The sequence below is a fragment of the Shewanella sp. Scap07 genome (assembly GCF_013394145.1).
GTDB classification, from domain to species: Bacteria; Pseudomonadota; Gammaproteobacteria; order Enterobacterales; family Shewanellaceae; genus Shewanella; species Shewanella waksmanii.
Window position 1 is genome coordinate 4,877,984 of sequence record NZ_CP041329.1, and the last position, 16,473, is coordinate 4,894,456.

Genomic DNA, 16,473 nt, shown 5'->3' on the forward strand with positions numbered 1-16,473 from the left:
CTCCTCGCTTATTGCTGCGCTAGTGGTAATTCAGATGTTTGGGCATTGGCCTGATGCTGAATGTGATTAAGAGATTCAAATGGGAGGTTCAACGTGTTCATCACGCTACTCTCTTCGCTATCAAGAATAATCAGCGCAGCACTGTCTATGCCTTTTAGTACAGAGGTTGGAATGGCTGTACCCATGACAACCAGCATGACAACGATTGCCGCCATTGGCGCTAAAGTCATAAAACCAAGTTCACCTTTCTCCACTTCCTTAGGTTGCTCTCCCATCACACATTGGGCGGCCATATAAGCTAGCCCTCCCAAAACGATGGTTAATACCAATAGCAATATAAGAGTGAAGAGCATTCGTCCTTCACCGATTGCAGCAGTGACAAGCGTGAACTCACTGACAAAAATACTAAACGGTGGAACACCTCCAAGGGCTAGAGCGCCAACCACCACAAACACACCGGTAATAGGTGCAACCTTCAACACCCCCTTAACAATGCCAATATCGCGAGTACCATATTTCAGTAAAATATTACCGGCACCACAAAACATCAGGGTTTTCGCTAAGCTATGATTGATGACATGTAATAACGCCGCAATAACGCCTAATGGCCCAAGAGCAATAGCTAAGGTAATCAGCCCCATATTTTCGACACTGGAGTATGCAAGCAAACGTTTAATGTCACGCTGAGTGATAATAAAGAAGGCGGCAGTCACTACAGATAAGAAGCCAAATACCAGCATCAAATTCTGTGGCAAAGCAGGGCCAATCGCTTTCACTGTAATAATGTAGTAGCGCAAAACGACCAATAACGCGCAATTTAATAAGCCAGCTGACAATAATGCACTCACCGGACTGGGGGCCTCAGAATGCGCATCAGGAAGCCACGCATGCATTGGAAACAGGCCCACTTTTGTCCCAAATCCTATGAGTACAAAAATGAATGCTAGGTGCACCAAGGTTGTATCTAACGCTTGCGCATTTTGATGAATGTCAGTCCAGAAAACCGCATTAGCTGGGTCAGCAAAAACCGCTGCTGCATTGGAGTAAGTTAATATAGATCCAAATAAACCAAAGGCTAAGCCGACGGTACAAATGACAATATATTTCCAAGCTGCCTCTAACGATGATCTTTGACCGTATAAACCAACTAAGAACACCGAACAAATCGTGGTAGCCTCAATGGCAACCCACATCATAATTACGTTATTTGCGGTCACCGCCATTAGCATTGAAGCAATAAACAGATTAAACAAACCGTAATACAACGACACTTTGGTGCCAGAGATTTCACCGTGCCTATATTCATGGCCAATATAACCAATGGAGTACATGCCGGTAAGAATAGAAACTAAGCCCAATACACCTAAGAATAAACCGGACAATCCATCAAGATACAGCCACTTCCCCGCCGACAAAACCGGCCCTTCGAAGAACACTGTACCTGCTAGCGTAAAAGACAAGACCAAAATGGCAATCATTGATAGTCCATGACAACCTATTGCCACTTTACGGGCACCTTCTCCACCTTTAATGCTAGCAAATGACACACCTGCCGCGACTAAAGGGATCACCATAAGCAGAGTCAACATTTCAGTTGCAGACATCTTTACTACCCCTTGAGTTGATTAAGTTGATTGACATCGAGTGTGTTCAACTTGTTGTAGATTTGACGGGCAAGGATAACCATAAAGATCACCGCAAATACGGCGTCAGTAGTGATCCCAATTTCAACAATACCAGGAGCCTTGTTTGCTAATAGCGCTAAGGTCAACGACGACCCATTTTCCATCAGGCAATAGCCAAACAGCTGTTTAAGTATGTTGCGTTGACTGACAATGCACAGTAATCCCAAAAAGAAGTGACCCAACGAGACCGCTAGTGCGGGCTTAAGGTGCTCAACGATAGGGAGCTCAACTGTCGCGACGGCCTGAAAACTGGCAACTGAAATAAGCCCAGCAATGGGAATTAACCAACCCATACTGAGTACAGGCTTGTCAGCGCTAGGATCACTCATCTTGCTCAGCGCATAGTAAAGTAACGCTGGTAACGCGATTACTTTGGTAAAAAATGCGGTAATAGACCAATGGTATAGCTCGGTGGCATCAACTGACTTAGCTATAGCCAAGAAAGTTAACACTAAGACCAGCGACTGCACCGAGTAGAGAATCGCCGCGGACTTCGCCTTACGCGTGCCGATCAACATCACACTGGTAATGATGAGCAACCCTGCAAGGTTATTGATTACAATATCTGGATTCATAAACCCTTCCTTATTTGTGCTATATGAGCCAGTTCGCAGCAATAACGCTTGAACACAGTGACATCACAATTAAAATGACGATCACTACTTTCATCGATGCTGGTAACGGCTGCGCGCTGGCCACCTCTTGCGAAGGTTCTCCAACTACTGACTTGCCAAACCAATATAAAATCCAACCAAAACTCGCTACCGACTCAATCAATGCCAAAATCATGATTGGCATTAACCAACTGTGGGTTGCGGTTAATTCAAAACCTGCAGCAAACAATGGAAACTTACTGAAAAAACCGTTGAATGGAGGAACCCCAGTAATGGCTAAAGTGGCCACGCAAAATCCAACCGCCAGCAGTGGCGACTTTTTCACAACCCCTTTTAGCTGAGGTAACATGCGTGTCCCCATGCTGTAGCTAAATGCGCCAGCGACTAAGAAGAATAAACTCTTAGCAAACGCGTGATTGAAGATGTAGGTAATACCTCCTTCCAGTGCGAGCTTGGAGCCGAAAATAGACAAAGATAATGCCAAGAAAATATACGACAGCTGAGTGATAGTGGAATAAGCAAGTAACCGCTTCATATCCTTTTGTGGCAGGTACATCACAAACCCATAAATCAGCGTTATGATGGCGCTAACGACACCGATGACACCAATTATTTCAGGGATTTCTCCCCCCTCCATGATGGCGCGAGCAAATATATATACCCCCACCTTTACCATAGAGGCTGCATGCAAATACGCACTAACAGGAGTGGGAGCATTCATTGCATCGGGTAGCCACACATGCAAAGGCAATTGAGCGGACTTTGCCCAGGCCGCAAACAAAATACCGATGAACACAAGAGTCTTGGTATTGTCATCTAACGTCGCCAGAGCACTAACCGCAAATGTACCTGTGGCATTGAAGACCAACGCCGCAGCAACAAACAAACCAATCGAACCCACATGGGTAACCAACAGCGCTTTAAGTGCTGCTTTAAGCGATTTCGGTGACTGATAATAGCCAATCAACGACCATGAACATGCACCTGTGACTTCGAAGAAGAACAACTGACCTAACAGTGTCGAAGATAAAACCAGCCCGGCCATCGCACCGATAAATATCAGTAAAAAGGCATAGTACCTAGGCTGGCCCGTATGTGGATGCTCTCGGTTACCTTCAGACATATAGCCCAGCGAGTACAAGCTGACCAAGAAGCCTAGTACCACCACCGCTACCGTAATGAGCGAGCTAACTTTGTCGATGGTGATGCCAAACAATTCAATTTGGCCAATCGAGAGCAATGAATAACTCACGCTTTGTTCGCCGGAGCTAAATAGAGCAAACCCGATGCCAATCGCACCCACTGATGCTATAGCAGCAAAGCACTGACAAACCCACTTCGCAGTGTCTTTGGGCACTAGTACCGTTAATACCGCACCGATAAAAGGTGACAAAATGGTGAGTAGAGCAAGTGTTTCTAACGTCATCTTAATTGCTCCCTATAAACCGATTAGGTAGAAGATGAAACCCAGCACCGCAATACCGAATCCCACCGACGTCAAATGATGTGTTTTTAAAAAGCGGGTACGAGCTACACTGTTTTCGATAACACCGGCAATTAAGAACACCATGAACAACTTCGCAAATAGGATGGGCGTGGCGACTAGCAAAGCACTAAAGGTAAGCTCTGCCGCTTTTCCGAATGGAATAAATATGGCAAGGAATAACTGCGCAACAACTAATTGCTTAAGGCCTAAAGCCAGCTTTACTAGGGCGAAACCAGAACCCGAGTATTCAGTTAACGGGCCTTCTTGTAACTCTTGCTCTGCCTCTGCACTATCAAATGGCAACTTGCCCATCTCAATAAACACAGCAAAAGCGCAAGCCACACCCGCTAGCAACACCGCCCCTGGTACCGCCCAAGTCTCAGTCGCCATATAGGTACTGATATAACCTAAGTCAAAGGTGCCAGCTGACAGCGCCATAGTGAATATAGCAAGCATCAGAATTGGCTCAACCAGCACCCCTAACGTCAATTCACGACTAGAACCGACGCCAGCATATACGCTGCCGGAATCCAAACCCGATAGAGAGAAAAAGAAGCGGAATATGGCAAATAAGTAGATATCAGTAATCACGTCACCAGCAATGGGAAACGGTGAGCTATTTGTCACTGTTGGTAACGCCATACCTATCAACAACATCGTTGAAATAAGGACAAACGGCATCACTTTAAAGACAAGCCCAGAAGGATTAGGGGCCACTTCTTGACGACGAAGCAGCTTAGCGATATCGCGGTAGTCTTGCAGCAAGCCAGGCCCTTTACGAGAGTGCATCTTAGCGCGAAGCACACGAGTAAAGCCGGTGGCCAGTGGAGCAAGACCAATCATGATTAATGCCTGAATGACTGCTAAAGCAATCCACTCAGGACTTGGCATTTCAAGCCCTTGCATTAGTTTACTCCTAAGTTAAATGGAACAAATAGCAACACAAGCAGTGCCACAATGATGTACAAGCAATAAGCGCGGAAGTCGCCGTACTGAAGCCGTTGAACCACTCGGCCAATACGTTGCGCAAACGCAACAATAGGTAGAATCATCTTGTTATCAAATTGCGGTTCAAGTGAGCCCGCCCCCTGCGTAGTGACCTGTAAGGCTTTCGACATCAATGGCGCTGGGTCTATGCGTTTACGTAGTGTATAAAGTGGCTTAAACATCGAACGCACGGGTTGAGTAACGCCGCTTGCTGACACTGACATTTTGTCTTCGTAACCGTATCCACATGCCCAAGGGTCGCCAGCGTTACGGCTCGCCATTTTCGGTCCTTTGAACAGAGCAACTAATGCAATAGGGACAATGAATAATGCGGTTAAGGCGATGACGATCACTGGTGTAGAGAGAATGGCTTGGCTAGGGTCGCTCGGGATAAGCGCAAAGCCTTGCGTTACTGTCACGGTTTGAGTGTCAATCAAGGTGCTGGCGACAGATGAAATAATAGGGGCGATCCAAGGTGAGCCAACCCCAAGCACAATACACAGTATGGCTAAACTAGCTGTACCCACGACCATCGTCATCGGCACTTCGGTCGCTTTCGCTGCCTGTGGGCTTCGAGCACCACCAGTAAAGCAAATACCAAATACCTTAACGAAACACATACATGCGAGTGCACCGGTAATCGCTAGCATCACCACGGCGATAGGTGCTGCACTTTGCATTGCAAGCGTGCCCTCTCTGCTCATAGTCAGCAGTGACTGATAAATAAACCATTCACTAACAAAACCATTTAACGGTGGCAGTGCTGAAATAGCCATGGTACCAATCAAGAATGCAATTGCAGTAAGCGGCATTAACTTGGCTAGGCCACCCATTTTTTCCATATCTTTGGTGTGTACCCGGTAAATGACTGAGCCGGCACCAAGAAAGAGCAAACCTTTGAACACTGCATGATTGAGTAAGTGGTACAAGCCGCCTAATAAGCCGAGGGTAGCAACAATTGGCATATCCTTAGCTATCCCAATCATACCGATACCCACACCAATCAAGATGATGCCGACATTTTCAACGGTGTGATAAGCAAGCAGACGTTTGATGTCATGTTCAGCAAGCGCATATAGCACCCCAAGCACTGAAGACACGCAGCCAAAGGCAAGTACTAGATAACCCCACCAAGCAGTTTCAGCACCTAAGAAATCAATGCTCACTTTGATGATACCGAACACACCTATTTTCACCATAACGCCCGACATCATTGCTGATGCATGCGAAGGTGCCGCTGGGTGAGCTTGAGGTAACCAGCCATGTAAGGTGATAATCCCGGCTTTAGCCCCAAAGCCAAAAAATGCCAACAGGAATACAGCAGATGATTGCAATTCCGTTAGCTCGGCATTGGCAAAGTCAGCAAAGTTCAAGCTGCCTGTTTCTCGATACAGGAGGTAAAAAGCAATCATGATCAAGACTGAACCCGCGTGAGCAATAAGGAAATATTGCAAACCGGCTTTCACACTTTTCTCATTCTGCTCAGCAATTACCAAGAAATAGGAGGCAAGTGACATCATTTCGAAAAAGACGATGAAGTAAAAAGCATTGTCACAGACAACCAAGGCCACCATAGAAGCGATGAAGCTATACATGAAGAACCCCATGGCATAAGCGCCCTTGCCATAGTATTCCTTCATGTAGGAGATAGAATAAACAGAAGTCGCCACCACCAATAGCGAGATAACCATCAACATAAATGCCGACAAGCCATCAAGGCGTATGATGAAATCAGAAAAATAAAAAGGGCTGTATATCGCTTTTACGATCACATCACTAGAAAGTAAAATGGGAAGACTTGCGGCCATACCGGCTAAACCGGCACCAATACCTAACACGCCGGAAAGCTTTGCAGCTATTGCTTCTTGTTTGTAGAACAACAATGAACCACATGCTGCCGCCACATATAAAATGACTGATAACAGTAAGAAATCAAGCGATGTCATGGCCGTCACCCTCCGCAACGTTGTGTGGTTTTTTGGCGATCAGTAAGGGCTGCTTTGGCGTATCTATGCCTAAATCGATATTGGCACCACAGCTCGCGGCTTGCTTACGTTTATGTGCCGCATCACTGGCCAGATTTCCTTCATTAGCAAAGAAAATCGACTGTGTTGGGCAGGCCGCGGCACAAGCGGGCCCTTCTGGTTGACCTTGGCAAAGGTCACACTTGATAGCGATACTCTTTACGCCTGGCTCCCAAGCCAATAAGTCATGACCAAAACACGCAGGCGATGATGTTGACGGGTTACTTGAATGAATATCCGAAGGAATATGGATATCGTAGGAATTTGCCATTGCAATGGGACGGCTACCGTCTAATGCAATAGCGCCAAATGGGCAAACAATTGCACACAAAGTACAACCGACACATTCAGTTTCATTTAAAAGCACCTTACCGTTTTCCTGAGTAATTGCTTTTACCGGGCAAACAGCAGCACATGGTGCATCTTCGCAATGACGACACATCACCGGCGCAGTTGCGCTTTTGTGCCGCATCACCGTCAATCTTGGTTTTGCTTGCAGTCCTTTCGCCTTATGCACTGAGGAACATGCTGCCATACATGTTCCGCATCCAATACATTGCGTTGGATCTGCAATAAGGAAACTATTCATAATCAGCCTTTTGTTTTTATTGCAGTACTTAGACTGGTATTACAAGTTCCACACCAAGTTTTTACCTCGATGTACGATTTGAAAAAAAATAACTCAAGCCAATGTTATTAAAAGGTTTTTAATCACCACAAACATCAGAGAACGCTAATCAAATAGCTTTTTACACTAAACGCATTAAGCTTTTTTAATACTGTCGACACTAATGTCGAATACGAAGAAGGGGAATGACAGTGACGAAGATCACAGCGTGTTGTTGACAAGCCACTGATATTTGGAAGCAAATTAGTGCAGGCTTCTCTGGGTACTCGTAGTCCCACGAACACCGCCGAAAAATACCTTTTTACCAAGAAGGGGCAAACCGCCGTGACAGATTGTTAACGGCTTCCAACTTCAGAGGAAAACTTCGAGGAAAATCTTGAATGCGAGCCAGCGAGGAAAATATAGCCTACCCCAAAACTTCGCCACGGTAGCGTGGGATTCACAGCCATTGCAACCTAGAATAGTGAACCCATAAAGGCTGCAATTATAAATAGGGTTATTGAATACTCTTCAGCACCAAGCGATGATTATCTTGGCGCTTCACCCAACCATCTCGTTCCATGCGATTAGCTAGTGGAATAGCATATTTACGACTCAATTGAGTACGATCTTTGATATCCGCCATAGACAACAAATCCAGCTGTTTGGTGCCAGTAAGTACATCGCGTACTAACTGCTCATATAGCTGAGCATCATAATAAATTTGATCATCCAATAAAGTCACATACTTTAGTCTAGCAAGGTTTTTTATCAGCTTTGCTTCGGTACTAGTCAGTTGCTTTGACGCACTCAGTCCCGCACGTTCAGCATGACGAATTTTACTGAGTAGATTCTGACTGGCTGAACACAAGTCATCTTCGCTAACACCTTGACCAAGCACCCAAGTGCCACAAGTTAAATATACTTTTTGTTGTTGTTTTAGGCGGTGTAACACCGTTTCAATAACGATTAGATTTAGCTTTAATCGGGACTCAAATTCAGCAGTGGTAATTGCCGCTGCTGGTTCTGATAACAGCATCATGATCTCAAGTTCAGCATGTGCTGCTACACTTGCTAAAACAACGTGACTTTCTGTTTCTATCAGCGCCAAGTTCCCCACGGTTTCAGCCATATTGACATCAGCAGCGTGCTGCCTAGCTATTACCCCATCTAACTGTAACCGTACTTTCAGTTGGTCAGCGATACTAAAATGCTCTGGCATTATATCGAGCAAGCCATACAGCCTCCTGCGTTGCCAGCGGGCAACCGGCTCAATCCAAGCGATTCTTCCACCCGCAATGAGACGGCTTCCTCCCTGCTGAATTAAGGCAACGGGCTGACCAAAGTAACAACTGACTGCAGATTTAAGCTTTATCCGCACTAGCGAAGTGTCAGTGATATTAATTGCCTGCGCGATACCATTCCAGCTGCCTATCGCGACTTCAAGTTGGCAATTACGGAGCTGCTTAGCTGGTAAATTTAGGCGCAATATGATTTCACAAGTGGCTTGATGAATTTGCGGATGTTTCGTTATACAGTCACCACGCTGAATAAGCTTGTAGTTAACACCTTTGACACCCACTGCAACTCTACTAGTACCGAAAACCTCGTCTTGATGTTGATTGTAGGTTTGTAAATTTCGCACTTTAACCACTTGCTGGCTCGGCATCAAATACACGCTATCCCCTACAGCAAGCGAGCCGCCCACTAATGACCCGGTAACCACTGTACCGATGCCGCTTATGCTAAAACTCCGATCAACATATAGGTGACAACCATAGTGCCGTTTGTGGTTCTGATCGTGCTGAGTTTCTTGTTGCGGCGAAGCCGGCACAGCTGCTGACTCAATGAGTTCATCACTTATCAAGGCTTTCAATTCAGTAATGTTGTCACCAGTGTGTGCACTCACGCAAATAACGTTTGGTAGCTGCTCACATGCATCCATCACCCGCTGCATGCATTCCTCTTCCAGCTCTATCAGTCTATGCTTGTCAACCAAATCAGATTTAGTAATACAAACGAGTATCTTGGCATGACTCATCGCACTCGCCACCTCTAAGTGAGCTTGCGTCATCGTCATCCAGCCCTCATTGGCTGCCACGACGAGCAGCACCAAGTCGATACTCCATAGCCCTGCCACCATATTACGGATATACCGCTCATGACCTGGGACATCAATAATACCTATTTGACGTCCCGAATCATCTTGAAAATGCGCAAAGCCCAAGTTCTGGGTCATACCACATTCTTGTTCGAACTTGCGCGCAGTCATGATGCCAGTCATCGCATGAATCAACGCGGTTTTCCCATGATCAACATGACCAGCCAAAGCTACAACAGAAGAGTGGTGACAATCGCAATCCGGTGAGGCAACTTGGCTGGTCATAGCGTAAAATCCTGATTATTTTTTAATTTATCAATAACTATAGCGAGGCTGAACTCACTTAGTTGCCACCCATTTAATTTCAGGTTTTTGCGCCGGAAACAAAATGCAAAACTGCTTAAGCAAAATCTCAAAATCGTCTTCTGTAACACCAGCTAAATTAAGGATGAATCGGCCGTGACTGATGACCCCAATCACAGGCACAGAACAGGCACGGAATTGCTCACTAATGCGCTTAGCTTCACCGCTAATTGCCACCCCATAACAGGGGTAGTCACAGTCGGGCAACGTACCACCTCCGACAACTGCCGTTAAAGTAATCACCTCTGCTTTGTTTGGCAGGTGGCTTGCTAGCTTTTCAGCAAGCGCCTTAGTTAACGGCAGTCGTTCAAGTAGGGTTTCGCTAATTCCTTTCCCCGCTTCATGTTGATTGAGCTTTTCAATTAGTAATGCTTCAAGCAGAGATAAGATGATGCGCCCAGGCCGAAACGCCCGCATCATAGGGTTTTTCTCGAGAACTTTGATGAGATCATTTCGGCCGCAAACAATCCCGGCTTGCGGTCCTCCCAATATCTTGTCACCAGAAAAACACACTAAATCGGCCCCATACTGAATGTAGCGGCCTATGGCTTTTTCTTGAGGACAGAAACTTTCTGTAGAAACACCAGAACCTTGATCGACCGCCAATATCACATTTGCCGGCAACTTTGCTTTTAGCTGTCTAATGTCTACTGATTCAGTAAAACCACGAATTACAAAATTTGATTGATGTACCAACAACACCATAGCGGTGTTTTCAGTGATGGCATTAATGTAGTCATCACATGTCGTCACATTCGTGGTACCAACTTCCACCAATTTGGCCCCCGACATAGCCAATATATCCGGAATACGAAACCCACCACCAATTTGAATTTGCTCCCCACGTGATACGATCACCTCTTTACCTTGAGCAAGCGCAAGAATAATGAGATACACGGAACAAGCGTTATTATTCACCACAAGGCTATCGTCCGCGCCAGTGAGTAAACCCAATAGCTCCGCGACTAACCCTTTGCGCTGCCCTCGTTTGCCCGTATTCAGGGCCAGTTCCAAATTACTGTAATGAGTATTCACATCGCTCACTTGCTGCCAAAGCTTTGAACTTATGGGTGAACGGCCTAAGTTGGTATGAATGATTGTACCGGTAGCATTGATGACTCTGCTTTGACGGACATGTAAGCGTTGTGAAAGCAGACGACATACGTCAGCCTCAAGCCATTGATGCCCAGAGTGCTGACGATTTTTATCATGACGAACGGTTTTAAAATGCTCACGAACGATTTGAGTCACCAGCGGTCTGCTCAATAACGCTATATAAGGCTGTATGCAAGCAAGCTGTAGAAACTGTTCAACTTGGGGAAGCCTTACCCACTCACGTGAATAATTATTCAAATCAGAATAACAGAGAGCAGTATCTGAATTATTGTTTTTTGGTGTATTCATATATTATCGCTCCACTGATTGATGAAATCATCTAGATAAAGCGACAATTAAGAAGCATCTTATTAAGACGTCACACCAATAAAAAACAATGAGATTCTATTATATAAATTGGCGGAAGAGGCAGGAATCGAACCTGCCAAAGCCTATTAGGCTCACATCGGTTTTGAAGACCGAGAAGGCCACCAGACCTCATCAACTTCCTTAATTTCAATCAAGTATACTGAGCTAAAAAATTAAATACTTGAACCAAGTCTCAATATAAAATAAAACACAAAAATACTTTAAAGATAAAATATACGTAACAATGTGACACCAATCACTTTTACATAAAGTTTAACGCATTACCATTAATTAAAGGTCATGCTGAGTTTAGATGGTTACTAGAATAAGCTTTTACTTAATAATAAATAAGAGAAGCTTATAAGTTCGTAAACTGTTGTTTACCTATTTATGGAGTAACTATGTTAATTCGCAACCCCAAACAAGCGTTCGCTAAATTCTCAGCCATCGCTACCCTGACTTTAGTGCCTTTTTTCTGCGTAGAAGCGGCGACATTTACCTTTACCGCAATTCCTGATGCCGATGAAAGCCAACTAAGAACCCGCTTTGATAAAGTGGCCAACTACCTTGAACAACAACTTGGGGTAGAGGTTAGCTATGTACCGGTAAAATCATACTCCGCTGCTGTAACCGCCTTTAGAAACAACCAAGTACAGCTCGCTTGGTTTGGTGGCTTGTCTGGCGTACAGGCACGAAAACTGGTTAAAGATTCACAAGCTATCGCTCAAGGATACGAAGACCAGTTTTTCAAAAGTTATATCATTGCTCATCAAAGCACTGGGCTTAAGCCAAGTACCGATTTCCCCGACATTAGCGGCACGACTTTTACTTTTGGTTCAAAAGGGTCAACTTCTGGTCGTTTGATGCCACAGTATTTTATCGAGCAACAACTACATAGTTCACCAAAAGATATCTTTAAACGGGTAGGCTTCTCTGGTGATCACAGTCGCACAATTGCCCAAGTTCAAGCGGGTGTTTACCAAGTGGGTGCAGTCAATTATAAAGTCTGGGAAAAAGAATTGGCGGAAGGAAAAATTGATACGAGTAAAGTCGATGTCATCTGGGAAAGCCCTACTTATCCCGATTACCAATGGACAATCCGCGCCGATGTAGACCACAAATATGGTGAGGGTTTCACTCAAAAAGTGAAAGAAACTCTACTTAGCATGGACGATGCCGATCTACTAAGTAGCTTCCCGCGCTCCTCTTTCGTTGCAGCAACTAATGACGATTACCAACCCGTTGAGGATGTGGCCAAACAAATAGGATTAATCGACTAATGTTAACACTTCGCGACCTCAACTTATTTTACGCTGCCGGTCCAATGCCTGAAGCACAACAAACACAGGTAATTTTCGATCTTAATCTCGACATTGTAAAAGGCGAAAAGGTCGCGATCATCGGCCCTTCAGGGGCTGGAAAGTCAACACTACTGAACCATATCTACCAGAAGTTGCATAGTCGCGCAGCACTATGCTCACAAGCGCAAGGACTGGTAGATAATCTCAGTGTTTATCACAATATCTATATGGGGGCGCTATCTCGGCATCACTGGAGTTATAACCTGTTTAATCTGGTTAAGCCCTTTAATCAACACTTACAAGCGATACAACAATTATGCCAACAACTTGAACTTGATCAACCACTTGACAAAAAAGTCGATCAACTTTCAGGCGGTCAACGCCAGCGAGTGGCTTTGGCCAGAGCACTCTATCAACATCAACCAATATTCATCGGTGATGAACCGTTCTCTGCACTAGACCCTTTGATGGCACGGCGGCTCATAACGCAGATATTTAGCCTTCACGATACTGTCATCATGATTGTCCATGACAAGGAGCTTGCTCTCAGTCATTTCAATCATGTTATCGCATTGCATAACGGTACTTTAGCTATAGACAGCCATAGAGAAGTGGTAACCGCAGAGAAAATATCTGAATTATATAAAAAACCTGTACTCAATACGGCAAATCAAAACAGCATTGGCCAAAACACACAACTAGCCCCTCGCACTCACAAATCAACGCCAAGTGCCCATTTAGTAGTGGATTAAGATGACACAAACGATTCCAGGCATCACTCCCCGACCCAGTTACGCTGTGGGTTACTGGCAAAAAGTCACCGTATTCATCTGGACTCTGGCTATCATAGTGCTCCCTTTTGCGGACCTAGAGATCGTCAGTTTCGACCCTTGGATTGAACTAGGCTTGATGATTGAAGGAATTGCTTCACCGGACTTTTTTGCGACAGAATATCTAATATCCGCAATCGTTCAAACGATTAACTTTGCCCTTTTAGGTATTACTTTTGGCTTGTTATTTGGATTGCCTCTGGCACTAATCTATCGCCATCCATGGATCGCTACCTTGTGCTCACTCTCTCGGGCTATCCATGAGGTCTTCTGGGCACTATTGTTCTTGCAAGTATTTGGTTTATCACCAATCACCGGCATATTGGCCATCACTATTCCTTTTGCAGCAACATTTGCGCGCGTATTTAGCGATATACTCGAACAATCCTCAAACGCCCCGCTAAATAGTGTCTCCCAGCAAAGTGACAGGATTAGTCGTTACACCTACTGCAAAATCGCACAAGTGTTACCACAAATGATGTCTTACACCCGTTATCGCTTTGAGTGCGCTTTGCGAAGTAGTGCTGTACTAGGGTTTATCGGCATGCCGACTTTAGGCTTCTACTTGGAAACGGCCTTTAGGCAAGGCAATTACCATGAAGGCGCTGCACTCTTGATGATTTTTATTGTGCTTATTGGCTGCATCAGGTTTTGGTGTCGAGCCAAACTGATTCCATTCTACCTTGTCATTGCGATACTCACTCTTGCCGACATACCTGCAGTTGATACTAGTTTACTTGTAAGATTTCTGACCCAAGATATTTTGCCCCCAGCGATATCTGATGCGACAAATATACTAACGATAGATTGGTCTGCACTAGGCCAATGGTATAAAACGATACTCTTTGAACAGGCGCTCCCAGGCACAATAGTCACTGTAGTCCTTGCCTTGCTCGCACTTGCTGCCACTCATTTGATGACACTGCAAGCTCACGCTATCGGCTGTCGCCATTTTTTGCCAAAACCACTTGCTAACATAGGTCAGCTGTTGCTATTAGTCGGTCGCTCTATACCTGAGTACATTTTGGCGTTCATTTTTTTAATGATACTGGGCCCTTCGATGCTGCCAGCTATCCTTGCGCTCGGAATACACAACGGCACAGTGATCGCCTACCTCACTACACGTCAAAGCCGGCAGCTACAACCCCAGCAAGTTAACCAAGGTAAGTTTAATCTCTACCACTACCATATCGTACCGACCATATATCCTAGCTTAATGGCGTTGTTGTTCTATCGTTTTGAGATCATCGTTCGTGAAACAGCAGTGTTTGGCATGTTAGGAGTGATGACACTGGGCTTTTACATTGATAGTAATTTTAGCGAAATACGTTACAGTCAAGCCATTGTGCTTATTGCCTGTACAGCACTCTTAAACGTATTCATTGATAGCATGTCTAGACGCTTACTAAAAATGCCACAACAAGCGCAAACCTGTTGATAGCCACTTGTCGCGATTGATTATGCGTTTTATTTAAATGCTGTTAGCGCACTTAAAGCCCTCCTGACGCCTCGCAATTTTCATAACCAACTGCAAATATGATCCCACTTTACCTACTGAAAGAATAACCTGTGTCGATCACACCTCTCCCCCCTCGACATAAGTGTCGACAATGGTATTCCCCTGCAAACACAAACTACAAAATATATATAAATAACAACAATTTAACCACATGCAAAAGGGTTGGCACTAGTATTGCTTTTAATAATACACCAACTGAACTTGGTATGACCTACGAGAATAATGTCAGCAGTTTGCTGATCAATAATAAAGCGGCACCAAGGCTGGTCAGTCAAGCGTGCCAGGCCATAAAGTCACCTAAGGAGGGTGCAATATGGATAACAATCCTTTTGACGCATTGATGCCGCCAGCAATGACCCGTAAAGCAGAAGATGTCGGTGTAGCCAAAGCAACAAAAAAACCACTGCAAGCACTATTTTTAGCGATGTCGGCAGGGGTGTTTATTTCAATCGCTTTTGTTTTTTATGTCACAGTCACCACTGGAGCTGGAGACGCTCCTTGGGGAATGACTAAGTTTGTTGGTGGTATAGCCTTTAGTTTGGGACTCATTTTAGTCGTCATATGTGGCGGAGAACTCTATACGTCTACAGTTCTAACGGTAGTGGCAAGAGCCAGTGGTCGACTCACCAATGCCCAACTTGCACGAAACTGGAGTACGGTTTACCTAGGCAACTTTATCGGGGCGATATTCTTCGCAATTGTCATCTTTTTAGCGGGACTTTATATGGGAAAAGGCGGCGAGTGGGGTATAAACGCCATGAAGATAGCCCAGCATAAAGTCCACCATACCTTTTTACAAGCAGTCATCTTGGGCACGCTTTGTAACTTATTAGTTTGTCTCGCCGTATGGATGACTTTTTCATGCCGTACGAACACTGACAAAGTATTAGTTATGATATTACCCGTCAGTATGTTTGTTGCTTGTGGTTTTGAACATAGTATTGCAAATATGTTCATGATACCAACCGGAATTCTTATTCAAAACTTTGCATCTCCAGAATTTTGGATTGCAACTGGATATAACCCAGCTGACTTTGCCGATTTAAATATCAACAACTTTATATTTGCAAACTTAATACCTGTAACTATTGGCAATACAATAGGAGGAGGATTACTCGTTGGATTTGCTTATTGGGTTGTAAACAGAAGACCTGAATTAGAATTAGAAAAGTCTAAGAAAGAAAAAGCATCCGGTACTTTTATAAAGCAAAAAGCAAGATAAATGATTTTATTTAAAGTTGCCAGAATCCTGGCAACTTCAACAACACAACAATGAATATAAACTCAAAAAAATGCATAAGGAAAACCATGAAAAAATCAATCCTCAGTATGATTTTACTATTACCTTTCTCTGCACTCGCCCATGAAGGCCATGGCGGGTTAGGCCTGTTCCACCACATGTACGATTTATTACCGGTAATAGGTGCCATTGTCATCGTTCTCGGCCTTTGGTTGGTAAAAAAGCGCAGATAGAAACTACTCCACACTCAGT

Annotated in this window: 13 protein-coding genes and 1 tRNA gene; 5 read left to right on the forward strand and 9 right to left on the reverse strand. The window is 44.6% G+C overall.

The window, feature by feature from the left end:
• Window positions 1-8 precede the first annotated feature (8 nt).
• The 9 genes from FLM48_RS21525 to FLM48_RS21565 all read right to left on the reverse strand — a co-directional run bounded on the left by FLM48_RS21525 (window position 9) and on the right by FLM48_RS21565 (window position 11,472).
• Complete coding sequence (locus tag FLM48_RS21525) at window positions 9-1,604, reverse strand: hydrogenase 4 subunit F (RefSeq protein ID WP_179026083.1); 1,596 nt, start codon at window positions 1,602-1,604, stop codon at window positions 9-11.
• Window positions 1,605-1,609: 5 nt separating this feature from the next.
• Entirely contained in the window at window positions 1,610-2,260 is a 651-nt protein-coding gene (hyfE, locus tag FLM48_RS21530; RefSeq protein WP_179026084.1) for a hydrogenase 4 membrane subunit, read from the reverse strand.
• A 19-nt stretch (window positions 2,261-2,279) separates the two neighbouring features.
• Window positions 2,280-3,725, reverse strand: coding sequence for a hydrogenase 4 subunit D (locus FLM48_RS21535; protein WP_179026085.1), 1,446 nt, complete (start codon window positions 3,723-3,725; stop codon window positions 2,280-2,282).
• 12 nt (window positions 3,726-3,737) lie between these two features.
• Entirely contained in the window at window positions 3,738-4,691 is a 954-nt protein-coding gene (locus tag FLM48_RS21540; RefSeq protein WP_179026086.1) for a respiratory chain complex I subunit 1 family protein, read from the reverse strand.
• Window positions 4,691-6,718, reverse strand: a complete 2,028-nt coding sequence (gene hyfB / locus FLM48_RS21545; protein ID WP_179026087.1) for a hydrogenase 4 subunit B — start codon at window positions 6,716-6,718, stop codon at window positions 4,691-4,693. Before hyfB ends, FLM48_RS21540 begins: the two co-directional genes overlap by 1 nt.
• The gene (locus FLM48_RS21550) at window positions 6,705-7,331 is read right to left on the reverse strand and encodes a 4Fe-4S dicluster domain-containing protein (RefSeq protein ID WP_256870995.1); all 627 of its coding nucleotides are present in this window, start codon (window positions 7,329-7,331) and stop codon (window positions 6,705-6,707) included. The genes hyfB and FLM48_RS21550 overlap by 14 nt, the downstream gene beginning before the upstream one ends.
• A 589-nt stretch (window positions 7,332-7,920) precedes the next feature.
• Window positions 7,921-9,789, reverse strand: a complete 1,869-nt coding sequence (selB, locus tag FLM48_RS21555) for a selenocysteine-specific translation elongation factor (RefSeq protein ID WP_179026089.1) — start codon at window positions 9,787-9,789, stop codon at window positions 7,921-7,923.
• Between the two features lie 54 nt (window positions 9,790-9,843).
• A complete protein-coding gene (selA, locus tag FLM48_RS21560) occupies window positions 9,844-11,220 on the reverse strand; it encodes an L-seryl-tRNA(Sec) selenium transferase (RefSeq protein WP_256871150.1) in 1,377 nt (458 codons plus the stop codon).
• 160 nt (window positions 11,221-11,380) lie between these two features.
• Window positions 11,381-11,472 (reverse strand) — tRNA-Sec (locus FLM48_RS21565).
• Between the two features lie 260 nt (window positions 11,473-11,732).
• Between FLM48_RS21565 and FLM48_RS21570 the strand changes: the two genes are divergently transcribed.
• The 5 genes from FLM48_RS21570 (at window position 11,733) to FLM48_RS21590 (ending at window position 16,454) form a co-directional block, all read left to right on the forward strand.
• Window positions 11,733-12,611, forward strand: a complete 879-nt coding sequence (locus tag FLM48_RS21570) for a putative selenate ABC transporter substrate-binding protein (protein ID WP_179026091.1) — start codon at window positions 11,733-11,735, stop codon at window positions 12,609-12,611.
• Window positions 12,611-13,384 carry an ATP-binding cassette domain-containing protein gene (locus tag FLM48_RS21575; RefSeq protein ID WP_179026092.1) on the forward strand — a complete coding sequence of 258 codons (774 nt, stop codon included), beginning with the start codon at window positions 12,611-12,613 and terminating at the stop codon, window positions 13,382-13,384. The genes FLM48_RS21570 and FLM48_RS21575 overlap by 1 nt, the downstream gene beginning before the upstream one ends.
• A gap of 1 nt (window position 13,385) precedes the next feature.
• Window positions 13,386-14,900, forward strand: a complete 1,515-nt coding sequence (locus FLM48_RS21580; protein WP_179026093.1) for an ABC transporter permease — start codon at window positions 13,386-13,388, stop codon at window positions 14,898-14,900.
• Between the two features lie 394 nt (window positions 14,901-15,294).
• Window positions 15,295-16,203 carry a formate transporter FocA gene (gene focA / locus FLM48_RS21585; RefSeq protein WP_179026094.1) on the forward strand — a complete coding sequence of 303 codons (909 nt, stop codon included), beginning with the start codon at window positions 15,295-15,297 and terminating at the stop codon, window positions 16,201-16,203.
• An 86-nt stretch (window positions 16,204-16,289) separates the two neighbouring features.
• Window positions 16,290-16,454: a hypothetical protein gene (locus tag FLM48_RS21590; RefSeq protein ID WP_179026095.1), complete on the forward strand. Its 165-nt coding sequence runs from the start codon at window positions 16,290-16,292 to the stop codon at window positions 16,452-16,454.
• Window positions 16,455-16,473: the final 19 nt, after the last annotated feature.